The following is a 21,372-nucleotide window of genomic DNA, read 5'->3' as shown; positions in this document are numbered from 1 at the left end:
GACAGCTTCGGTCCTCATGAGGACGCCCGAGGAACTCCCATGCCGCTCACAGGGGCCTACCAGCGGGCCCTCCTACGCTAGGGGAATGCTGTTCGGTGAGTTAGGTCCGCTGCTGCGGCCGCTCAGCCGGCGGTTGGCAGCCGCTGGTTGGTGCGCCGCCGCCGTCGGGCTTGTCTGCGGCCTGGCAATAGCGGTTGGTGCGGGGGTTCGACTGTCCCCGTCGATGCAGGCTGTCCAGGAAGTGGGACTTGCCGCCACCGGCGCGGCAGCCCTCCTCCTAGGCCTTGCTGCCGCGTGCCAGCCATCGTCCGATCGGCACGTTGACGACCCCGAATCAGGGTTCCAGGCAAGCGCCAACGATCAAGTGCGCAGCTTCCTGCTCGCCGCCGTCGTCATGCTCCTGGGCGTGGCAGGCTTCGCGGCAGCCGGCTGGATTTCGCCCGGCGGTCCGTCGCCGCAGAGCATAGCGTTCAGCCAGATCTTCCTCTTGGGGGCCGCCAGCTGCGGGCTGACGTTCCTGTTGCTCAACAAGGTCCTCCCGAGCGGAAAGCGCTGACGCGCATAGCCCTCGGGTTCCTACAGCGCGAGGCCGATCAGTAGCGGTTCCGGGTGCAGTTCAATGCCGAAGCGCTCGACGACGCCGCGGCGCACCTCGCGCGCGATCGCCACCATGTCCTCCGCGCTGGCTCCTCCCCTGTTGGTGATGGCCAGGGTGTGTTTGGTGGACAGCGAGGCGCGGCCCCCGGACACGCTGGATGGATCGAGTCCGAAGCCCTTTCCGAAGCCGGCCTGGTCGATCAGCCAGGCCGCCGACAGCTTGACGAGGCCATCGTTTCCAGCCGGGTACTGCGGCGCTCCCTCGGGCAGCGATGCGGCCGCTGCGGCCGGGACAATCGGATTGGTGAAGAAGGAACCCGTGGAATACGTGTCCCTGTCCGAAGCGTCCAGGACCATCCCCTTGGAGGCACGCAGCCGCAGGACTTCGCGCCGGACGTCGTTGGAGTACGCGCGCTTCCCGGCCTCGACTCCGAGGGACCGGGCCAGCTCCGCGTAGCGGATAGGCGCGCTCATGCGTCCGAGCGGCAGCTGGAATTCAACCGTCAGCACCACGTAACGGGGTGAGCCCTCGGTGGTGGTCTGTTTGAGGATGGAGTCCCGGTAGCCGAACTTGAGCTCGGAGTTGGTGAAGGTTTGCACGGCGTTGCGTTCCCGGTCCCAGGTACGGACCGCTGCGATGGTCTGGGACACGTCAGCACCGTAGGCGCCCACATTCTGCACAGGAGTGGCGCCGGTGGCTCCGGGGATGCCAGAGAGGGCTTCCAGTCCGGACCACGCATGCAGCACCGAGTGCTCCACGAGGGCGTCCCAGTTGTGCCCCGCTTGGACCACCACGGAAACGCCCCCGCAACTATCCTCCGAGTTCACGGTGAAGCCTTGCGACGCGATCTTGAGCACAGTGCCCGGGTATCCGGCGTCAGAGATCAGAAGGTTGGATCCCCCGCCGATGATGAGCAATTTCTCGCCCGCGGCGTCCGCCGAACGGACGGCATCGATGATTTCCCCTTCGGTGCGGGCCTCCACAAAGGTGCCGGCAGGGCCGCCAACGGCGGCCGTGGTCAGTTCGGAAAGCATCGTCTGGGTCACCGAACAAGCCTAGCGGGGATTGCCTGCGCTGGCCGACTCAGGGACGGGCTTCCGCAAGGCGGGCCGGCTCAGGGACGGGCCGGCTCAGGCGCGCGCTTCCGCGAGATGGGCGCCAGGAAGAAGCTCGCGACGAGCAAGACCAGGACGGCGAGCAAGGAATGCAGGATGCCGAAGTGCTCCGCCAGCAAGCCCAAGAGCGGCGGACCGCAAAGGAAGGCCCCATAGCCGATCGTCGAGACGACCGATACCCGGGCCGCTGCGTGCGCCGGATCGTCCGCGGCGGCGGACATGCCCACCGGGAACCCCAAAGAGGCACCGAGTCCCCAGATGGCCAGGGCCGCGAAGGCGAGCCACGGCACTGGGGCGAAGACGAAGAGCGCCAACCCCACCACGGCAGTGGCCGAGCACCAACGCATCACGGGCACCCTGCCGAAGCGGTCCAGGACTACGGTTCCGGCAAAGCGGCCTACGGTCATAAACGTCACGAAGATTCCATAGCCGATGGCGCCGGCAGCGTCGGATTGCCCGTGGCCATCGGCCAACGCCAAGGCCACCCAGTCCCCCGCGGCGCCCTCAGCCAGGGCGAGCCCCAGGACGAGCAATCCAAGCAGCAGGGTCCGGCGTTCGCGCCATGCCCGGGCCACCATGCGCTTGCTGTCCAAAGGTTCGGCCGGTCCCTGCTGGCCTGGTTGGATGACGGGCAAGGGGCCGGTTGAAGGATCTTCGAACGTGTCTGGATTTTCGGGTTTGAAGGCTTTTGGGGTACCTCGTGCAGTGGAACGGCGGGTGATGTCCGCACGAAACCACGCAGCGGCCGTCACCACGGAGACCGCGACCACCAGGCCGGCCCCGGCCAGATGCCAGAAGACCGGCAGTCCTGCGGCAGCGGCCCACGCGCCGAGCCCGGCGCCCGCAACGGTGCCGAGGCTGAAGGATCCGTGGAGACGGGGCATAATGTGCCGTTCCAGGGCGCGTTCCAGTGACGCCCCTTCAACATTCGATGCCGTGTTCCAGCTTGCCGTTCCGAGGCCGATCACCATGAGTCCAAGCGCCACGGCCACCGGGTTGGCCAGCACAGACGTGCCAAAACCGGCGACCGCCAGGCCAAGGCCCACCATGGCGCCGCCGATCCGCGTGGTCAACCGTGATCCGAGCCGGATCACGATCACCCCGGACGCCGACACGGAGAGGAACGATGCCACGGTCATGCACATCAGCAGGAGGCCCACCGTGCCGGGCGTCAGGTTCAGGCCGTCGCGGATCGCCGGCAAGCGGGAGACCCACGACGAGAAGGCCAGGCCGCTGGCGCCGTACGCGGCCACCACAGCAGTGGGCCCCCCCACCGCGACAATTCCGCCGCGGTGGCGCGAGGAGCTGATTGTTGCAGCCGGCTCAAGCGAGTTTCACAACGGCCTGGGACTTCATGAGGACCTTCTGGCCGGCGAAGGTGACGGTCAGGTCGATGCGCGCGGTGCCGGCTTCGGCGTCGAGCGCTCCCACCACTCCGGCAACCTCGATCACGGCACCGGGCTCACTGGTACCGGTGGTGTCGGCGACCAGCACCGGTTTGGTGAAGCGCGTCTGGTAGTCGACGACGGCGGCGGGGTCGCCGGCCCAGTCGCTCACCAATTGCACGGCGGAGCCCATGGTGAACATACCGTGCGCGATGACTCCGGGAAGCTCGACGCCGGTGGCGAAGGATTCGTTCCAGTGGATCGGGTTGAAGTCGCCGGATGCGCCGGCGTACTTGACCAGGTCCTGGCGCGTGACCTCGATGCTGCGGGTGCCGATTTCCTGCCCGACGGTAAGTTCTTCAAGTTTCATGCTCATGGTTACTGTCCCTCTCCGCGGACCAGGATGGACGAGGTGGTGGTGGCGACCCTTTCGCCGTCCACCGTCGTGATTTCCGAACGCGTCGTGATCATGGCCCCGCCGCCCATGGCGCGGACGCCGTCGACGTGCAGTTCGGCCCGCAACTGATCTCCGGCAACGATCGGGCGGTGGTGGGTGAAGCGCTGGTCGGCGTGAACCACGCGGCTGAAGTCAATCCCGGAATCGGGGTCCTCGATCAGCTGGGCATCGGCCCGCTGGGCGACGATGATTGCGAAGGTCGGCGGGGCCACGAGGTCGCTGTGGCCCAGGGCCTTGGCGGCTTCGACGTCGAAGTGGGCGGGATGGGTGGCCTTCACGGCCCGGGCGAACTCCCGGATCTTTTCGCGGCCGACGTCGTACACCTCTGCGGCAGGGTAGCTGCGGCCCTGCAAGTCCGGGTTAATAGTCATAGTCCAACCCTATCGGCCCGGGAGCCGGTACGTAGAGCCGGACCGCTACCCCGAGGCAGGCGGTCCGAACCATCTGGTGAGCGCGTCGGCAAGGCCCGCTTGGGTGCCGTCTCCCACCCAGGCCACGTATCCATCGGGCCGGATCAACACGGCGGCAGGAGGACTGACCTCGCCGAGTGCCGGAAGCTCCCACGCACCAAGGTATGTGGCATCTATCAGCTGAACACGGTCTGCCCAGGGTGTGATGTCGATGGTGCCGGGTTCGCCGAGGTTGAGGAGCGCCGGCCGGGCATCGTGCAGCAGGCTGAAGACGCGAATCGGCCCGTCCGCGGTGACGAGGTCGAGATCGGGCATGCGTCGTCCGAGCAGCGGGTGCCCATTGCCGACGTCGTAATGTACGTCGAGGCCGGATTGCATCGCGGCGAAGCGCTTGCGCGGTTCCTCCATGCCGAGCAGCTCGGCCATGACCTCGCCCACAGCCTTCGTGCGGTCGTCCGGGCGGCGAAGCGCGACACTCGCCATCGTATTGCGCAGCACGCGGGCGGCCACCGGATGGCGCTCGGCATGGTAGCTATCGAGGAGGCTTTCCGGCGATGTCCCCTTGACCACTTGGGCCAGCTTCCATCCCAGGTTCACGGCATCCTGCACGCCGGTGTTGAGGCCCTGTCCGCCGTCGGGCGCATGAACGTGCGCCGCGTCGCCGGCGAGCAGGACGCGTCCGTCGCGGTAGCTTGCGGCCAGCCGGGTCATATCGGTGAACCTGGAGATCCAGATAGGACTGTGGACCCCGTAATCCGTCCCGCATACGGCGATGAGCGCGTTGCTCAGGTCTTGGAGGGTCGGTTCGGTGGTGGGTCCGATGTGCTGTTCGGTCACCATGACCCCCACGGGCCCGCCATCCGCGTAGACCACCTTGCCGTCGAGAATCTTGTAATCCAGCTTGCCGAAGGAGTGGATACCGAAAGGATTGGTGTGGACGCCCAAGGGCGGCTGCTCGGCCATCTCGACCTGGGCGATCAGGGCACTGGTGGTCGGATCCCATCCGGGGAACTCGATGCCGGCTGCTTTGCGGACCAGGCTGCGGCCGCCGTCGCACCCGACGAGGTACTCCGCGCGCAACGGCCCGCCGTCGGACAACTCGACGTCGACGCCGGTAGCGTCCTGCGCGAAACCGGTCACCTCGCGTCCGTAATAGATCGGCACGGCCAGCTCGGCGACCCAGCCCGCCAGAATGCGCTCGATGTGGTTCTGCCACAGCCCGAGCCCGTAGTTGTGCCGGGTGGGAAAGTCGCTGATGTCGAAACGGACGCCGCCGAACCCCGCGACCTGGGCTATTTGCCCCTCGGACAGGAAGCGATCAGCGATTCCGCGCTGATCGAGGACCTCGATGGTGCGTGAGTGCAAACCGCCTGCACGGGATCCGGCGAGATCCTGGTTGGGACGTCGCTCGACGATCGCGACGTCGACGCCGGCCAACGCCAGTTCGCCCGCCAGCATCAACCCTGTGGGGCCTCCTCCGGCGATTACCACCGCATGCTTGGTCATCGCCATGTTCCGCCAGGCTACTTCTTCAAGCCCTTGCGGACCTGCTGTCCGCGGACCACCATGCCCACGACATGCAGGACCAGGCCGAGCCCGATCACGAACAATGACGTCAGCGCAAGGCCTTGGTTATGGGAGGTGTTGCCGATGATCGTCAGGATGATCCCGACGGCGATAAGCCCCATCGCGCTGAAAACCAGCGTCTTGTAGGCGGTAGAGGCCGTGGCCCAGAATTCGTTCAGCACCCCCCAAGTTTAGGGCACTTGTCAGAAGCGTCGAGTCAGGACCCAACACCAACGAACGCCCGCTCACCTATGGCCGGTCGCCAACGAACGCCCGCTCACCTATGGCCGGTCGCCAACGAACGCCCGCTCACCTATGGCAAGTCGCGGGCGGACGCCCGCCCACTTATGGCCGCCAATCCACCAACGCTCGCGCAGATCATCTGCAGGAGGGTTTCGGGAATTGCCGTCAAAAGTGAGCGAGCGTCCTGAAAAAACCGGATGTAAGTGAGCTAGCGTCGGCGGGAGCTCTAGCGTCGGCGGGAGCCCTTAGAGGGAGGGCTGGACCCCGAAGGCAACGGCAAGCTTCATGATCTTTTCGGCGCGGCCCAGGCGCGGGAGGTCGGAGCCGTCGCGGATGACCCTGCCGTTGGCTTCGAAGTCGTTCATGAAGTCGGTGGCCCAAGCGACGTCCGACGGCGTCGGGCTGATGACCTCGTTGATGACCGTGGTCTGGTCAATGGCCAGGCAGAGCTTGCCGGTCATGCCCATGGTCACCGTAATGCCGGTCTGCTCGCGCAGAATCGGGTGGTTGGTGCCGACGGTGGGGCCGTCGATGGGGCCCGGCAGGTTGCCCACGCGGCTGGCGACGACGAGCTTGGCACGCGGGTAGGCCATCGCTTCCGGCGTGGCGGCCATGCCGGTGTCCCGGCGGAAGTCGCCCGAACCGAAGGCGAGGCGGAAGGCACCCTGCGCGCGGGCGATGTGGTTGGCTTCCTCGATGCCGAGGGCCGACTCCACGAGCGGGATGACTGGGGTCTTGCCGTCCATGCGGTGGAAGGACTCGGTGACCTGGTCCGCGGACTCGGTCTTGGCCAGCATGACGCCCAGCAGGCCGGGCGTGCCACGCAGTCCGGCGAGGTCATCGGCCCAGAACGGGCTCGTGGCGTCGTTGATGCGGACCCATGCCTGGCCGCCGGCGGTCAGCCAGTTGATGACGTTCTCGCGGGCAATGTCCTTCTGGGACGGGTCCACGGCGTCTTCGATGTCAAGGATGATGGCGTCCGCACGCGATGAGGCCGACTGGTCGAAAAGCTCCGTCTTCATGGCGTTCACGAGGAGCCAGGAGCGTGCAATCTCGGCGGGAATGTTGCGGGTGGACCGAATGGACTCGGCGGCGGTGCTAGACGTCATGTATCTACCGTATCCGGCCAGCCGCCGGGAACGCTAAGAATCGGGCACCCGTGTGAGCATCAATACGAACAAAACGATTGTGACAGGAGGCCCCGCCCCCAACTGACACGCAGTTGTTGTCCTTATGAGCCGTCAAAACGACATCTAATGCGAGTTAGTTGGGTTTGGCGCGCTTTGGGGAGCCCGCAGCTCAAACCAGCTCAACCCAGCGACGCAGGGCGAAATGTGTCCCCCTGTTGCCCGGAGTTGCGCGGGGATTTCGCCGGATTGCCCCCGGTTTCCCGGCGTTTCCGAGGGTTACTGCCGGGCTTCCCCTGACCAGTGGACATGCGCTTACATCGTTCCCACCGGCAGTTCGGTCTACTCCAGACCAGGTCCGGACCCACGAATTCCACTCCCCAGAAAGTAGCTCCCATGAAACTGCACCAGCCCCTGCTAAGCGTCGCGGCCGCCGTCGTACTTGCGCTGACGGTGACCGGCTGCGGCGGCAATGCCCAAGCGGGAGACCAAACAGCCGGTCAAGCCGAAGTCAAAGAACTCCGCTACCAAGGCTCGGCCAACAACGTCGGCCTCCCTGAGCTGGCGGCGGACCTCGGTTACCTGGGCGACATCAAACTCAACTGGGTAGGCAACACCACCAGCGGGCCCCAGGACATCCAGTCGGCTGCCACCAACCAGACCGACTTCGGCGGCGCGTTCGCCGGGGCCGTCGTGAAGCTGATCGAGGCAGGGGCTCCCGTGACCGCCGTCGTGAACTATTACGGCGAAGATGCCAAGACCTTCAACGGCTTCTACGTCAAGGCGGACAGCCCCATCAAGACAGCCAGGGACCTCATCGGCAAGAAGATCGCCGTCAACACCCTGGGCGCACATTCGGAAGCCGTCATCAACACCTACCTCAGCAAGAATGGCCTCAGCCAGGACGAAATCAAGCAGGTACAGCTGGTAGTGCTCGCGCCTAACGACACCGAAGAAGCCGTACGCCGCGGCCAGGTGGATGTTGGAAGCCTGGGCGGGGTCCTGCAGGACCATGCCGTTGCCGCCGGTGGACTGCGCTCGCTCTTCAACGACTATGAACTCTTCGGCACCTTTGCCGGCGGGCAGTACGTGCTCCGCAACGACTTCATCGACAAGAACCCCAACACAGCCCGGATCTTCGCTACGGGCGTGGCCAAGGCCATCAAGTGGGAGACCGAGACGCCGCGCGACCAAGTGATCGCGCGCTTCAAGAAGATCATCGACGCCCGCGGACGCAATGAGAGCACCGCGAACCTGCAGTACTGGAAGAGCCCTGGCGTCCCCGACAACGGCGTGATCAAGGACGAGGACTTCACCCGCTGGTCCGCGTGGCTGAAGAGCTCGGGGATCGTCAAGAACGACCTCACACCGTCGAAGTACTACACCAACAAATTCAACGATCTCGCAGCAAGCGCCCCAACCCCAAGTACCGCGAAGGGATAGTGATGACCGCCAAAATCAGCCTCCGAAATGTCACCAAGCAATTCACCGTCCGCCCCGGAAAAGGCGGCAGTGCCGGAGCGACAGGCAAGCCAGGCGCGAAAGAGCCCACCACACTGACCGCCATTAGTTCCCTCAGCTTGGACGTGCGCGACGGCGAGTTCCTCACCTTGGTGGGGCCCAGCGGTTCCGGCAAGACCACCTTGCTGGACCTCCTGGCTGGCCTGTCCAAGCCCACCTCCGGCGAGGTATTGGTGGACGGCCAGCCTGTGACGGGACCCGGAAAGGACCGTGCCGTGGTTTTCCAGCAGTACGCACTCTTCCCCTGGCGCACGGCGTCGGCCAACGTGTCGATCGGGCTCGAAGGCAAGGGAACCGACGGGCGCAAGCTCAACCGCCGCGAACGTGCTGCCAGGGCAAGCGAATACCTCAAGCTGGTTGGCTTGGCGGGCTTCGAGGACCGTTTCCCGCATGAGCTTTCGGGCGGCATGAAGCAGAGGGTGGCCATTGCCCGGAGCCTCGCCTACGAGCCCGATGTGCTCCTCATGGATGAACCCTTCGCCGCGTTGGACGCCCAGACGCGTGAACAACTCCAGGACGAACTCCTGCGGATCTGGCGGGCCACGGGCAAGACAATCGTCTTCATCACCCACGGCATCGACGAGGCCGTGTACCTGGGGCAGCGCGTCGCCGTCCTCAGCGCCCGGCCCGGACAGCTCAAGCAAATCGTGGACGTGGACATCCCTGACCGCGACGGCGGGGACGACATCCGCTCGCACCCCGCCTTCGTCGAACAACGGCACAAGGTCTGGACCCTGTTGCACGACGAAGTCCGCCTTGCCCAGGATGCCGGCCATCGCAAGATCCTGCCCGACGGCACGGCCCCGGATGAAGTCCCGGGAACAACTCTCGAAAGGAGCGCGGCCTGATGACCACGACTCTCACGCAACAGCCCGCGGCGAGCGCCGCACCCAAGCAAGCTCCCGCCGTCGGGCACTCCGGTTCCGTTGAGGCGGGGCGTCTGAGCACGACGGCGACTCTCGCCTTTGTGCGGACCGCCGCCGCCCGCGCCGGTTCCGGCCTGTGGAAGGCCGCGGGGATCATCGCCTTCTTGGCTCTCTGGGAACTCGGGCCGACATATCTGGCCAGCCCCTCGACCCGGGTATTCCTGCCGCCATTGCATGTGGTCCTGGAAGCATGGGGGAAGCTGTTCGAATCCGGCACCATCCAGGGGCATTTGGCCGCGAGCCTCACCCGTTCGGTGACGGGATTCGGCGCAGCCCTCGTGGCTGGCGTTACTCTCGGTTTGCTGATCGCCTGGTACGGGCGGCTCAATGCGGTGCTGAACCCGCTCCTGGAACTGTTCCGGAACACAGCCGCGCTTGCCCTGCTGCCTGTGTTCACGCTGCTGCTCGGGATCGGCGAGGAGTCCAAGATCAGCATCGTGGCCTACGCGGCGTTCTTTCCGGTCCTGCTGAACACGATCGCCGGGGTGAAGACGGTGGACCCGCTGCTCATCCGGGCCGCGAAGTCGCTCGGCCTCTCAAGCCTTTCGCTCTTCCGCAAAGTGATCCTGCCTTCCGCGGTGCCCACCATTTTCACGGGAATCCGCATGGCCGGCACGGCGTCCATCCTGGTGTTGATCGCCGCGGAAATGGTGGGGGCGAAGGCCGGGCTCGGTTACCTGATCGTGAATGCCCAGAGCAGCTTCCTCATCCCGGACATGTACGCCGGCATCCTCACGGTGTCCCTTCTGGGCTTGGCCGTGAATTTCCTCCTTGTAGCCCTGGAACGGCATTTCTCCCGCTGGCGGACCGCCGTCGGGAGCGGGTCCTGACCGTCAATCCATCCATCTAGTCACAACCAAGTCACAACAGAAAAGGAACAAAAATGTCCATCATTACCGAAACCAAACTCGAATTCGCCAAGCTCGGATCCCGGATCGGCGCCGAAATCCGCGGCTTCGACGTCAGCGGCGATCTCTCCCCGGAAACCGTGGGGCAGATCCGGGCCGCGCTCAACGAACACAAGGCCCTCGTTTTCCGGGAGGCCAACATTCTCAGCGACGAGGCCCAGGTGAAATTCGCCAGCCATTTCGGCCCGCTCACCACTGCCCATCCGACCGTGGCCTCCGTGGAGGGCGAAGAGAACGTCCTGCCCGTGGACAGCGAGAACGGTTCCGCCAACAATTGGCACACCGACGTCACATTCGTGGTCAACCCGCCGCAGGCTTCCACTCTGCGCAGCATCGATCTTCCGTCCTATGGAGGCGAAACCCTGATTGCTTCTTCGGCGGGAGCGTACGCAGACTTGCCGGACGAGCTCCGGAGCTTCGCGGACACGCTCTGGGCCATCCACACCAACGACTACGACTACTCGGTGCCGAAGAACCTGGAACATGAGAACGCCGATGAGCGCCGCAAGGAATTCACCCGAATCAAGTTCGAAACCGCCCACCCCGTGGTGCGTGTCCATCCCCTGACCGGGGAGCGCGGATTGTTCATTGGGGGCTTCGCGCAGCGCCTTCGGATCGTGGGGCTGTCCAACACCGAATCGAAGGACATCATCCGCTTGCTCCAGGCTTACGTCACCCGTCCGGAGAACGTGGTGCGCGTGAACTGGGAGCCGAACCAGCTGGTGCTCTTCGACAACCGCATCACCCAGCACTACGCGCCGGACAACTACGACGGCCAGCCGCGCAAGCTCAACCGAGTGACTATCGCCGGCGACATCCCGGTGGGCGTGGACGGCAAGCCGAGCCAGTCGATCCAAGGTGACTCGAGCACCTACTCAGTTGTCGCGCCGCTGTAGTAGCACGCATGTGCTGTTGTAGCTGCCTTAGCCCAACTAGCTCGCATTTAATGTCGTTTTCAGGGCTCATAACGACATCTAATGCGAGCTAGTTGGGTTTAACGCGCTTTAGGGGAGCTTGCTGCCCCGCGCAGCCACCCACAGGCCATACCACTCGGCGCGCGTCATGGCTGCGGCAACGGCGGCAGCGTCCGCGCAGGCAGCGATCCGCGCCGGGTTGGAACTGCCGAGCACCGGGGAAATGCGTGCCGGATGCTTCATGAGCCACCCCAACAACACGGCCTCGGGAGTGACACCCTTTGCTTCCGCAAGCTCGGCGACAAGAGCGGCAGTCGCAGCGTCCGCGGCAGTCGGGGCATCCGGCGTCGAGCCCGTGTACCGGCCCTGGGCGAGGGAACCGTAGGCCTGCAGCTCAATCCCCTGCGCGACGCAGTGTTCCAAAGTGCCGTGCGGGAAACTGTAGCCGAGGGCATCATCATGGTTGACCAGGACCGTGCTCTCGAGCCATGCCCGCCGGTGCAGGCTCATTTCCAGCTGGTTGGCCACGATCGGCACCTCCAGCCGGTCCTGCAGGAAAGCGATCTGCGCGCCCGACATGTTGGACACGCCCAATTGCCGCACCTTGCCTTCCGCCATGAGTTGCCCGACGGCGGACGCCACCTCCGCGGGTTCCATCAGGGGGTCGGGGCGGTGGAGAAGCAGCACGTCGACGTAGTCGGTCCTCAGCCGGTCCAGGCTTCCATTGACACGCTCCAGGATGGCGTCCTTGCTCAGGTCGTAGTGTCCGTCGACCCCAGGCCGGCTTAGCCGGATTCCGCACTTGGTCTGGAGCTGGATCTTATCCCGCAGCCCCGGCGTCTGAGCCAGGACTTCACCGAAGACGGCCTCGGACTTGCCGGTGCGGTAGATGTCGGCGTGGTCGAACAGGGTGATCCCGATGCCGATGGCGGCCTCGATCGCGGCCGCGGCCTGCTCGATCTCGGCAGCTGCGTATTCGCTGCCCTCCCAGGGACCTCCAAGGCCCATGCAGCCGTAGATGAGCCGGCCCGCGGCTGTTTCACTTTGTGCAGTCATTTTCCAACTCTTTCACGTGCAACTGGCCCGCAGTTGTTGTCGTTTACAGCCTTCAAAACGACGTTAACTGCGGGCCAGTTGGGTAAGGGGGTGCGGGTTAGCGGGTTAGACGATCCAGGCGGTCGTGTTTGCCGGGAGCTTGCCGCCGTCGAGCGGTGCGCTGCTCACGACGACGGTGCCTTCCGGAAGTGCCACCGGCTCGGTGCCGAAGTTCGTCACCGACTGCCAGCCGTTGGGCCGCGCGAAGTGCAGCACCGACTCGTTGCCGGAGGGGATCCATTCAAGGTCCTCGGCCGCCCGCAGTTCCGAACGCAGTTCCAGGGCCTTGCGGTACAGCTCGAGTGTGGAACCGGGAACGTTCTCCTGCGCCTCCACTGCGTAGCCCGCGAACCATTCAGGCTGCGGCAAGTGGGCATGTCCCTCGCCGAAACCGAACGAGGAACCTTCGCTGGTCCACGGCAGCGGGACACGGCAGCCGTCCCGGCCGACGTCCACTCCCGGGTTGCGGAAGAACGCGGGGTCCTGGCGCTGGCCGGCCGCGATGTCGCCGACTTCCTGCAGGCCAAGTTCTTCGCCCTGGTACAGGTACGCGGAACCCGGCAGTGCGAACATGAGCAACGAGGCCGCGCGGGCGCGGCGCAAGCCGAGCTCGGCGTCGACCTCGGCGGCCGAACCGCCGTCGAGCAGCCATTGCTTGCCGTCCTGGCCCAGGCCGTCCCGGCCGCCGCCCGCGGGCAGGCCGTAGCGGGTGGCGTGCCGAACGACGTCGTGGTTGGAGAAAACCCAGGTGGACGAAGCACCGGATGCCGCGGCCTCGCCGAGGTTCTTGGTGATAATCGTGCGGAACTGTTCGGCGTCGAAATCGGCCTGGAGGAGGTCAAAGTTGAACGCCTGGCCCAGTCCTTCGGGGCTGGCGTAGCGGGCGCGGCGGTCCGCGTGGACCCACGCTTCGGCGACGGCCGTCCGGGGCGGGTTGTACTCGTTGAAGACCTTGCGCCACTCGGCGTAGATCTCGTGCACCTCATCGCGGTCCCAGAACGGGTGCTCACCCAAGGCGTTTTCGCCTTCCTTGGGCAGCTCGGTCTTGGAGGGCAGGACCTCCGGCAGGTCCTTCGTGAGGGCATGGGCGACGTCGATGCGGAAGCCGTCCACGCCACGGTCGGACCAGAAGCGGAGGGTCTTCAGGAAGTCTTCACGAACCTCGGGGTTGTCCCAGTTGAAGTCCGGCTGCTCCTTGGTGAAGATGTGCATGTACCACTGTCCCGGGGTGCCGTCCGGTTCGGTGATGCGCTCCCAGGCCGGGCCGCCGAAAATCGAGTCCCAGTCCGCCGGGGGCAGCTCGCCGTTCTCGCCCAGGCCGTCGCGGAAGATGTAGCGTTCACGGGCAGCCGAGCCCTTCGGTGACGCCAACGCTTCCTTGAACCATTCGTGCCTGTCCGAGGAGTGGTTCGGGACGATGTCCGCGATCAGCTTGATGCCCGCAGCGTGCAGTGCGGCCGCCATCTCATCGAAGTCTGCAAGGGTGCCCAGCTTGGGGTCCACGTTGCGGTAGTCATCGACGTCGTAACCACCGTCAGCCAGGGCCGAGGGGTAGAACGGGCTCAACCAGACGGCGTCAATGCCGAGGGATTTCAGGTAAGGAACCTTGGCGGTAATGCCCTTGATGTCGCCCAGTCCGTCGCCGTTCGCATCCGAAAAACTGCGCGGGTAGATCTGGTAGACAGCCGCTTGGCGCCACCAGTTGGGATCGGCCATGCGCTCGGAGTCGTTGTGAGTTGCCATGGTGGCGGTGGAGGACAAAGGGAATCCTGTTCTGTGTCGACGCTTCGATGGATGGGACTTTTATTTAGAATCTAAATTTAGTACCTCAAGTATTATGTGACGCATACCTACAGAAGGTCAACAGCCATGCCTGATATATCGACTGCCACTCCGCAGATGCTCCGGCGGTTCAACGCGGCCACCGTGCTCGGGGTCATCCGTTCCTCCAACGCAGTGACCGTTTCGGAGCTGATGGACGCTACCGGACTGACCCGCGCCACCACCCTTTCCGTGTGCGAAGACCTCATGGCCCGGGGCTGGATCCGCGAGTTGGAGAACCAGCGCGATTTCGGCGCGTACCAGAAGGGCCGCCCCGCGCGACGCTTCGAACTCGACGAAAGTGCCGGTTGCGTCTTGGGAATCGACGTCGGCGTCCTCAAGACCACTGTGGTGGTGGCCGATCTGCGCGGAAAAACGGTCGGTCGGGCCAGCAAGCCATTCCGCGGAAGGGAGATCGAAGCGGAGGAACGGATCGGGGTCATCAGCCAAACCGCGCTGCTCGCCCTCGAGGCTGCCGGAGTGGCGCCGGACCAAGTCCTGGCGGTGACGGTGGGGCTCGCCGCCCCGGTGGGCCGCGACGGAAACATCCTCGTCAGCCAGCCGTTCTGGCGCCTGTTCGACGTCGGGCTGAAGAAGGCCCTGCACGATCTCCACGGATGGGAGGTAGTACTGGAGAACGATGCCAACTTGGCGGCATTGGGCGAATGTTGGCGCGGTGCGGGCGGCGGTGTCCAGGACCTGGCCGTACTCCTGGCCGGGGAGCGTTTCGGTGCGGGCCTGGTGGAATCCGGCCGTTTGCTGCACGGTACTGCCGGGGGCGCGGGTGAAATGGCCTATCTGGACATGGTGGAGGGCGTGGGCTCCGCCGACGGCCTCGCCGCGCTTGCCAGGCTATGGGCGGCAGAAGCCCTGGCGGGAGAGTCGAAAACGACGCTGCGGACCGCGGCCGCGCCGGGCGGCGAGGTGACGGCCCAACACGTGTTCGCCGCTGCGGCCCAGGGTGACAAGGTTGCGCTGGACATCCTGGACCGGCTCTCGGACCGGCTGGCCCGGGTGGTCTCGACGGTGGCCATTTTGCTCAACCCGGAACTCGTGGTGATCGGCGGCGCGGTGGCGGATTCGGCATCGGTCCTTCTTGAGCCTGCCGCCCGGAAGCTGGCCAGCTACACAGCCACTCCCCCGCGGTTGGCCGCGTCCCCTTTGGGCGATGCGATTGTGGGTGTCGGCGCGGTGCGCCATGCCCTGGACCGCGTGGAGAAGAACTCCTTGGATCTGGTGTTGAGGCGGGCCTAGGCTCTTCGACGGCTTGACCGGGTTTCCCGTCGGCGCACTCGTCGGCGTCCTCGGCTGCGCACGAGGCTATTCCGGCATCGCCATCGTGCGGAGGTCCAGCTGGCGCAGGACCCTGTCCGCGACCTCGGGATCCATGCCGGGCTCGCTCCGCGCGGCGACCACTTCCTGGCGCGCGGCGTCGAGGGCGATGGTCTGGACCGCGATCGCCAGTTCCCTGCCGCGCTGTCGCTTTTCGGCGTCCGACTCGTTCTTCAATGTCCCGTCAAGCAACTCGGCATGCAGGCGGGTCATCTTTTCCTTGACGAGGGCCACCTTGTCCGCCGGCAACTCCTTCATCAGATCGTGTTCCTTCAGTGCGGAGATGGCGGCGGTCTGGGCGCGCTTGGCCAGGAGCCGCGCGGCATCCTTTTCGTGCGAACCGTCTTCGGATGCCTTGAGCACGCGCATGAGCCACGGAAGGGTCAGCCCCGGCAGCACCAGGGTGGCCAGCAGTACCGCGCAGGCGATGACCAGGATCTCGTGGCGGGCAGGGAAGTCGCTGCCCTCTGCGATAGTCAGAGGAAGCGCCAAGGCGAGGGCCAGCGTCGCGAGGCCGCGCATGCCGCACCACGTCAGGATCAGGACCTCCTTGGGCGAGGCCGGCTGCAGCAGGTTTTTCCGCTTGCGGGCCGAGATTGCCAAAAGCCCGAGCCAAGCGAAGCGGACAACGAACACGAGCACGCACACCGCCACGGCGGGGCCGATCATGCCATATATGGCCGCCCCTTCGTCCCGGATCACATGCCGGATCTCCAGCCCCACAAGGCCGAACGCCAGGCCCGTGGCGAGAAGTTCCACCACGTCCCAGAAGGCGGTGCGGGTGACGCGCTCGGCGGCGTCCTGGGACCGCGCGTGCCGCTGCGTTTCGAGGGCGGTGACGACGACGGCGATCACTCCCGAGGCGTGCAGCTCTTCCGCAAGGATGTAGGCAGCGAAGGGAATCACCAGGGTCACGGCGCTGCGGGCCACCATGGAGGTGACCAGCTGGGTGATGAGCCTCGTCAACCAGCCCATCGCTATGCCGACAATGACGGCAAGGGCAGCACCGATGACGAATTGGAGCACGACGCCGGCACCCAGCTTGGTGCCGGAAACCGTCGCCGCCACCGCGGCCTGGAAGATCACGATCGCGGCGGCGTCGTTGAACAAGCCCTCGCTCTGCAGCACGGTGATGAGCCTGCGCGGCATGTGGACGCGTCCGGCAACGGATTCAACCGCGACGGGGTCCGGCGGGGCCACCATGGCACCGAGTGCGATCGCCGCAGGAATGCCGATCCCCGGAATCATGAGCCACGCGGCACCGGCAACAACCGCCGTCGATACCACGACGAGCGCCACAGCCATGAGCAGAAGCGTCCGCCACCGGACCCGGAAGACGGCCCAGGAACTCTTCTGGGCGGTTGCGAACAGCAGCGGCGGAAGGAAGATCGGGAGGATCAGTTCAGGCGCAAGATCAAAGTCCGGGAAGCCCGGAATGAAGGTCATAGCCGCAGCCAGCAAGAGCATCAGCACCGGGTACGGGAGCCGCAAGCGGTCCCCGAGGCCCACGGCCACGACCGTTGCAAGAAGCAGTCCAACAATGAGTGCCAACTGGTCCATGTTCCCGATTTCCCCAGACGTCGTAGCGGCGGCGTCCCGGGCGCCTGCCGAGGGACTAGCCCTACCAACATATCCCGGCGGGGCGCGGTTAGGACGCGGTGAGAGCCTCCACCACCGGCATTGAGCCGTCCCGGAACTCGATGGTGCGGCGGACAGTCTCGGGCAGTTCCAAGACGGCGGCAGCCACCAAGGCAACATTGGCCCGTGAAGTTTCCGTCCCGGTACTCGGGTCCGCGGGGCTTACCTCAATGAGCGCAGACCCCGGATTGCTGGTCAGCGCACCCGGGCCAAGGATCGTCCAGTCGAGATCAGTAGCGCGCAGGTACTCGTCCGCCGCGGCTTTGGCCTCCGCGTAGGCGTAGAAGCTGTTGTCCTCGGGAACGCCGTGGCTGGGTCCTGCGCCGAAGTAGGACACCATCACATAGCGGGTGATGCCGGATTGTGCCGCGGCATCCATCGAGCGGATGGCGGCATCCCTGTCTACGGCATAGGTACGTTCCGGATTGCCTCCGCCTGCCCCGGCGGACCACACCACGGCGTCGTGGCCGTCAAGCGCCGACGCGATCTCCGCCGTCGTCGAATTCTCGACGTCGAGCACCACCGGGGCCGCACCCGTCACTTCGACCTCGGGCGCGTGTTCCGGATTGCGGATAAAGGAAGTGACCGCGTGACCTTCGTTGCTCAGGATGCGGGACAGGTGCAAGGCCACCTTGCCGTGGCCGCCGATGATTGCGATTCGACTCATGGACCCATTCTGTCGCAGTGGTCAAGCGAAGCGGCCAAGCCCGCCCGCAGACGGTGGATGAATTCCTGGAAAATCGCCGCTCCGCATTTGCGGAGCCCATTGCTGAATTCGTCAGTTCTCCGGACAAATCTGACTACTAATTACTAAGTAGACTTAGTTTAAACAAAATCGCCACCCTGGCCGGAAGGCCGGAAGTCCGGGCCTCGGGGGCACCCCTCCCGACGCCGAAGAAGACTTGCGAGTGTTTGGTGGCCGGCCGGAAATAAAAGCAAGTGGCACCCACTCGTGTGGAGCGAATTACCCATTCCTACACTCAAATCACCTGCAGCAGGAAAAGGAATACCTCATTTCATAAATCTCATTGATGGACTTATCCAAATAACCGGGTTACATCCCGTTGATGGATCTCTTCGAAATGGGCGGACATGAGGGCTTCCTCAGTGCTGCGCATTTAAGCAAAAGGGTCTCAACGAGCGCCATCCCCTGCGCCTGCGTATCACTTCCCGGGGCCGCCAACCGGCCGGCCCCAGAAACGATGAGCTACGGGGATTCGACATGTATCAGCAGGAGTACAGACACGGCGGGATCAGTGGAGGCAGCGTCCTCGCCCTGATATCCGCGGGGGTAAGAACTGTCACCAGGTACAAGGCATCAATAGCCACCTGGGCAATCGTGGCGGTGGTCGCCATTGCGGCCGTGACGATGCAGAACTACACACAGGTCCTTGCGCCAGGCACGAGCGCTGCAATCGCCCCGCATGTCGGTTCGGGAGCCGGGATTGCCGCACCTTCCCCTGCGGTTGCCAGTCCGACGCCGGTTGACAGTCCCACGCCGGCACCGGCACCAGCCGCCGTCGCGCCGTCAGCTCCTGCAGCGGCGCCGGTCGCAGCCGCTGCTCCACCCGTTCCTGCTCCTGCGCCTGCTCCGGCGCCCGACACGAACGCCTACACGGTGGTCAGCGGCGACACCGTTGGCTCGATAGCCGCCCGATTCGGCGTCGACGTCGATGCGATGCTGGCAGCCAATGGGCTCAGCGCGTATTCCGTGATCGTGCCCGGCCAGGTGCTGAAGCTGACCGGGCGGCCGGTTGACGCGGCTCCGGCACCCGCTCCGGCACCGGCGCCCGCTCCGGCTCCTGCGCCCGCGCCCGCTCCGGCTCCGGCTCCGGCGGTGCGGACCATCTATGTTGCGGGTTCCGGCGGCCAGGCGGCTGTGGACAGTTGCATTGGCCCGATCCATTTCACTCCCACGGACGCCTATTCGCTTTTCATTACAGAACATGATTTCTGCGGCGGGTGGGCACGATTCTCGGGTATCGGCGTCGGCGAGACGGTGAGCATTCCCGGTTACGGCACATACACCGTGACAGCTCGCGGCCAGGTGCCCCAAGGCGGGACGACAAACAACGTCGCAGCAGTATTCGGCGGCTTCCCCCGGGCGATACTGCAGACGTGCATCCCGGGCACCAACCAGATGCTGGTCATCGCGCTGAACTAAGGGCGCTCCCGCCGGCGCGGGCTGGGCGAGCGCCCTTCCTGACCCTCTTTGAATTTTAGAAGGCCCCGTAGAGGGCGTGTCGTCGGGGTGTTGCGCGGGATCGCTTCTCAAAGAAGGTCAGGAAGGGAGGCACCCGGACTCCCTTCCTGGCTGAAAAAGCAGGCCGGAAGCTGAACGCTTCCGGCCTGCTTCTGCAAGGGTGGGCTTTCGATCTTCCCCACAAGACCTCGCTCAACAACCTCCGGTTTGGGAGACTGGATCAAGACCTGAGATTGGGGCGAACTTGGACGGACAGCAATGGATCTGGGTTGCGACGGTGCTGGTCGTCGCGGCGATAGTAGCCATTGTCATGGCCTTTGGCCGCCACTGACAGTCGCCGGTTGGTCGCGAATGCGTGCCGGACCTGGCCTTTCCGGACGGGCTCCGGCATCGTGGCCCGGAAGTGCCCGTGGCTCCGGGCGCGAGAGCTTCCTGTACTTCCGCTTCGAGCGCCACAGCACGAGCAGGTGGAGCGAGCACATCAGCACAACTGTGATGCCAACGAAGACCACAAGGTCAATGAGAAAGCGGCCAAAATCCACGAGCAGGGATGCCTTTCGGTCCGGACAACCTCCTGATCGTAGCTTGAGATGGCCGACAGACGAAACCGGCCCATTACAGGGTGAACCTCAAGGAAACACTAAGAAAAGATCAAGATTTCACTAAGACTGTCAGCTCGCGCGCCAACTAGGCGCCACATGCTTATGGAAGAATCTGTTTTGCTCAGGTAACTGAGGCCCTGGCCGTGATCTTCAAGAAGCGCCGCCACCTGAGGATTGGGGGACACCCAAGTGGCGGCGCTTCTAAAAACTATCGGCAGGCTGCGCGCGCTCTCAGCTTTTCAGCAGGATCTTTACGAAATCTTTACGGCAAGTGCCCAGCAAACTTGCGGGCTTCGCGAAGGCACAGAGCAGGCTTCACTGGCCGGCGGATGGGCTCCGGAGCGGACGGCTTCATCACCAAGCCCTTCCGTGCGCGGGAGATGCGGGCCAGTATCGCGCGATGACGCGCCGGCCGCTGCGCCCTCCACGCCCACCCAATGGGTTTCGTTCGTCGCTGCCTGGCAGGAAACTCAATCGAGGAAGACACTGAAGGGCCACCGGCATCACGGCCGATGACCCTTCAGGCTGTCCTGTGATTTGGAGCTAGGCGGGGACGTCGAACCGCTGGCCTTCCGGCTTGGACGGCAGGATCGTGAAGACGAGCAGCGCCAGTCCACCGAGGAACGGGACGAGGCCGATCAAGATCATCCAGCCACTGAAGTTCACATCGTGGAGGCGGCGGACAGTGAGGGCCAGAGACGGGACGACGACTGCCAGACCCCAGATGACCAGGAGGATGACGCCGACCATCGCCCCGGGACCCGGGACCATAGCTCCGGAGTCATTGACGGTGGCACCGGCGGAGCCAGCTACGGACATGACGATGTTCAGCACGGTGGTGACGACAACCGAGATGAGGGTCCACCACCAGTACTCGCTACGGCTGGCCCGGCCGGTGAACGTGGCGTACTTCTTGAAGAACCGGCGTGCTGCCTCGCCGATCGGTGCACCATAGTACGGGGCCCAAAGCGGAATGGCGCTGCCAAACTGGGTGGTTTGTTGCTGCTGGTACGACAATGGATCTCCTAAATAGACGAGTGATCGCGAGTTACGACGCGCCGTACCCACGTTGAGTTCCGTGCATAGGACTTGGACATCTTCGAAGGGCGCCGCCGCCTGAGAATTGGGGGAACCACAGGCGGCGGGCCATCTTTCTAGATGCGCACCACCCGAGAATTGGGGGAAACCTCAGATGGCGGCGCGTCCGAAACTATCGGCAAGTAGCGCCATTTCGTCACGATCTTTACGAAATCTTTACGGCAAGCATCCAGTGGCCTTGTGGCTACCGCCCAGATTTCTCCTCTAATTCACTTGGACCAACACCGGGCTCGGCCGGCCTAAGATGCAGGGGCGGGGGCTCCAAACGCGCGGAGGCCGTTGTTTGGTGTGCGCCGCGGGAGTGGTTACACCTTGGCGTCCATCAGCTAGCGCCGAAAATCGAGTAGGAGGGCCGGGTCTCCCGGCCCTCCTCTCACACCACCGTACGTGCGGGCCTCGCATACGGCGGTTCG

Annotated in this window: 18 protein-coding genes and 1 pseudogene; 7 read left to right on the top strand and 12 right to left on the bottom strand. The window is 64.9% G+C overall.

Features of this window, described 5'->3' with window-relative positions:
* The first annotated feature begins 85 nt into the window (after positions 1-85).
* A complete protein-coding gene (locus AC3WJM_RS20955; protein ID WP_306958995.1) occupies positions 86-556 on the top strand; it encodes a hypothetical protein in 471 nt (156 codons plus the stop codon).
* Between the two features lie 20 nt (positions 557-576).
* On the opposite strand, the gene AC3WJM_RS20950 is transcribed toward AC3WJM_RS20955, so the two are convergent.
* The 7 genes and pseudogenes from AC3WJM_RS20950 to AC3WJM_RS20920 form a co-directional block, all read right to left on the bottom strand.
* Positions 577-1,644: a UDP-N-acetylmuramate dehydrogenase gene (locus tag AC3WJM_RS20950; protein ID WP_492272855.1), complete on the bottom strand. Its 1,068-nt coding sequence runs from the start codon at positions 1,642-1,644 to the stop codon at positions 577-579.
* A gap of 68 nt (positions 1,645-1,712) precedes the next feature.
* Positions 1,713-3,031 (bottom strand): annotated as a pseudogene (locus AC3WJM_RS20945) (MFS transporter).
* A gap of 5 nt (positions 3,032-3,036) precedes the next feature.
* Positions 3,037-3,474, bottom strand: a complete 438-nt coding sequence (locus AC3WJM_RS20940; RefSeq protein ID WP_306958998.1) for a MaoC family dehydratase — start codon at positions 3,472-3,474, stop codon at positions 3,037-3,039.
* 2 nt (positions 3,475-3,476) lie between these two features.
* Positions 3,477-3,926, bottom strand: a complete 450-nt coding sequence (locus tag AC3WJM_RS20935) for an FAS1-like dehydratase domain-containing protein (RefSeq protein ID WP_306958999.1) — start codon at positions 3,924-3,926, stop codon at positions 3,477-3,479.
* A 45-nt stretch (positions 3,927-3,971) separates the two neighbouring features.
* Positions 3,972-5,477, bottom strand: a complete 1,506-nt coding sequence (locus tag AC3WJM_RS20930) for an FAD-dependent monooxygenase (RefSeq protein WP_492272854.1) — start codon at positions 5,475-5,477, stop codon at positions 3,972-3,974.
* Between the two features lie 11 nt (positions 5,478-5,488).
* The gene (locus AC3WJM_RS20925) at positions 5,489-5,713 is read right to left on the bottom strand and encodes a DUF3188 domain-containing protein (protein ID WP_059387331.1); all 225 of its coding nucleotides are present in this window, start codon (positions 5,711-5,713) and stop codon (positions 5,489-5,491) included.
* 306 nt (positions 5,714-6,019) lie between these two features.
* A complete protein-coding gene (locus AC3WJM_RS20920) occupies positions 6,020-6,883 on the bottom strand; it encodes an HpcH/HpaI aldolase/citrate lyase family protein (protein ID WP_078108043.1) in 864 nt (287 codons plus the stop codon).
* 414 nt (positions 6,884-7,297) lie between these two features.
* Here AC3WJM_RS20920 and AC3WJM_RS20915 point away from each other — a divergent pair, with 414 nt between their 5' ends.
* Genes AC3WJM_RS20915 through AC3WJM_RS20900 form a run of 4 tightly spaced genes read left to right on the top strand, consistent with a single transcriptional unit; the run spans position 7,298 to position 11,152 of the window.
* Positions 7,298-8,344, top strand: a complete 1,047-nt coding sequence (locus AC3WJM_RS20915) for an ABC transporter substrate-binding protein (RefSeq protein ID WP_284991056.1) — start codon at positions 7,298-7,300, stop codon at positions 8,342-8,344.
* Positions 8,345-8,346: 2 nt separating this feature from the next.
* Positions 8,347-9,270, top strand: coding sequence for an ABC transporter ATP-binding protein (locus AC3WJM_RS20910; protein WP_492272853.1), 924 nt, complete (start codon positions 8,347-8,349; stop codon positions 9,268-9,270).
* Positions 9,270-10,178, top strand: a complete 909-nt coding sequence (locus AC3WJM_RS20905; protein WP_492260057.1) for an ABC transporter permease — start codon at positions 9,270-9,272, stop codon at positions 10,176-10,178. Before AC3WJM_RS20910 ends, AC3WJM_RS20905 begins: the two co-directional genes overlap by 1 nt.
* 53 nt (positions 10,179-10,231) lie before the next feature.
* On the top strand, positions 10,232-11,152 hold the full coding sequence (locus tag AC3WJM_RS20900) for a TauD/TfdA dioxygenase family protein (RefSeq protein WP_492260056.1): 921 nt from the start codon (positions 10,232-10,234) through the stop codon (positions 11,150-11,152).
* A gap of 108 nt (positions 11,153-11,260) precedes the next feature.
* Here AC3WJM_RS20900 and AC3WJM_RS20895 read toward each other — a convergent pair whose 3' ends face one another.
* Both AC3WJM_RS20895 and AC3WJM_RS20890 read right to left on the bottom strand, forming a co-directional pair.
* On the bottom strand, positions 11,261-12,226 hold the full coding sequence (locus AC3WJM_RS20895) for an aldo/keto reductase (RefSeq protein WP_492272852.1): 966 nt from the start codon (positions 12,224-12,226) through the stop codon (positions 11,261-11,263).
* Between the two features lie 105 nt (positions 12,227-12,331).
* A complete protein-coding gene (locus AC3WJM_RS20890) occupies positions 12,332-14,026 on the bottom strand; it encodes a glycoside hydrolase family 13 protein (protein ID WP_441437823.1) in 1,695 nt (564 codons plus the stop codon).
* A gap of 108 nt (positions 14,027-14,134) precedes the next feature.
* On the opposite strand from AC3WJM_RS20890, the gene AC3WJM_RS20885 reads away from it, so the two are divergent.
* Positions 14,135-15,340 (top strand): ROK family transcriptional regulator, encoded by a 1,206-nt coding sequence (locus AC3WJM_RS20885; protein ID WP_492272851.1) that lies wholly within the window; start codon positions 14,135-14,137, stop codon positions 15,338-15,340.
* Between the two features lie 66 nt (positions 15,341-15,406).
* Here the strand turns inward: AC3WJM_RS20885 and AC3WJM_RS20880 are convergent, their stop codons facing one another.
* Together AC3WJM_RS20880 and AC3WJM_RS20875 are read right to left on the bottom strand one after the other, a co-directional pair.
* The gene (locus tag AC3WJM_RS20880; protein WP_306959005.1) at positions 15,407-16,978 is read right to left on the bottom strand and encodes a Na+/H+ antiporter; all 1,572 of its coding nucleotides are present in this window, start codon (positions 16,976-16,978) and stop codon (positions 15,407-15,409) included.
* 88 nt (positions 16,979-17,066) lie between these two features.
* Positions 17,067-17,723: an NAD(P)H-binding protein gene (locus AC3WJM_RS20875; RefSeq protein ID WP_059387326.1), complete on the bottom strand. Its 657-nt coding sequence runs from the start codon at positions 17,721-17,723 to the stop codon at positions 17,067-17,069.
* Between the two features lie 555 nt (positions 17,724-18,278).
* Between AC3WJM_RS20875 and AC3WJM_RS20870 the strand changes: the two genes are divergently transcribed.
* A complete protein-coding gene (locus AC3WJM_RS20870) occupies positions 18,279-19,220 on the top strand; it encodes a LysM peptidoglycan-binding domain-containing protein (RefSeq protein ID WP_492272850.1) in 942 nt (313 codons plus the stop codon).
* A 1,184-nt stretch (positions 19,221-20,404) separates the two neighbouring features.
* Here the strand turns inward: AC3WJM_RS20870 and AC3WJM_RS20865 are convergent.
* Entirely contained in the window at positions 20,405-20,878 is a 474-nt protein-coding gene (locus tag AC3WJM_RS20865; protein ID WP_306959008.1) for a DUF805 domain-containing protein, read from the bottom strand.
* Positions 20,879-21,372 lie beyond the last annotated feature (494 nt).

It is taken from the genome of Arthrobacter sp. FW306-1B-G06A (assembly GCF_058781765.1).
This window is presented reverse-complemented; position numbering and strand designations above follow the sequence as displayed.

Excerpts from the sequence above, each read along its gene's own strand:
- AC3WJM_RS20940 (WP_306958998.1), bottom strand. The coding sequence starts at position 3,474 with ATGAGCATGAAACTTGAAGAACTTACCGTCGGGCAGGAAATCGGCACC.
- AC3WJM_RS20905 (WP_492260057.1), top strand. The coding sequence starts at position 9,270 with ATGACCACGACTCTCACGCAACAGCCCGCGGCGAGCGCCGCACCCAAG.
- AC3WJM_RS20915 (WP_284991056.1), top strand. The coding sequence starts at position 7,298 with ATGAAACTGCACCAGCCCCTGCTAAGCGTCGCGGCCGCCGTCGTACTT.
- AC3WJM_RS20935 (WP_306958999.1), bottom strand. The coding sequence starts at position 3,926 with ATGACTATTAACCCGGACTTGCAGGGCCGCAGCTACCCTGCCGCAGAG.
- AC3WJM_RS20870 (WP_492272850.1), top strand. The coding sequence starts at position 18,279 with ATGTATCAGCAGGAGTACAGACACGGCGGGATCAGTGGAGGCAGCGTC.
- AC3WJM_RS20920 (WP_078108043.1), bottom strand. The coding sequence starts at position 6,883 with ATGACGTCTAGCACCGCCGCCGAGTCCATTCGGTCCACCCGCAACATT.
- AC3WJM_RS20895 (WP_492272852.1), bottom strand. The coding sequence starts at position 12,226 with ATGACTGCACAAAGTGAAACAGCCGCGGGCCGGCTCATCTACGGCTGC.
- AC3WJM_RS20875 (WP_059387326.1), bottom strand. The coding sequence starts at position 17,723 with ATGAGTCGAATCGCAATCATCGGCGGCCACGGCAAGGTGGCCTTGCAC.
- AC3WJM_RS20900 (WP_492260056.1), top strand. The coding sequence starts at position 10,232 with ATGTCCATCATTACCGAAACCAAACTCGAATTCGCCAAGCTCGGATCC.
- AC3WJM_RS20880 (WP_306959005.1), bottom strand. The coding sequence starts at position 16,978 with ATGGACCAGTTGGCACTCATTGTTGGACTGCTTCTTGCAACGGTCGTG.
- AC3WJM_RS20955 (WP_306958995.1), top strand. The coding sequence starts at position 86 with ATGCTGTTCGGTGAGTTAGGTCCGCTGCTGCGGCCGCTCAGCCGGCGG.
- AC3WJM_RS20885 (WP_492272851.1), top strand. The coding sequence starts at position 14,135 with ATGCCTGATATATCGACTGCCACTCCGCAGATGCTCCGGCGGTTCAAC.
- AC3WJM_RS20930 (WP_492272854.1), bottom strand. The coding sequence starts at position 5,477 with ATGGCGATGACCAAGCATGCGGTGGTAATCGCCGGAGGAGGCCCCACA.
- AC3WJM_RS20910 (WP_492272853.1), top strand. The coding sequence starts at position 8,347 with ATGACCGCCAAAATCAGCCTCCGAAATGTCACCAAGCAATTCACCGTC.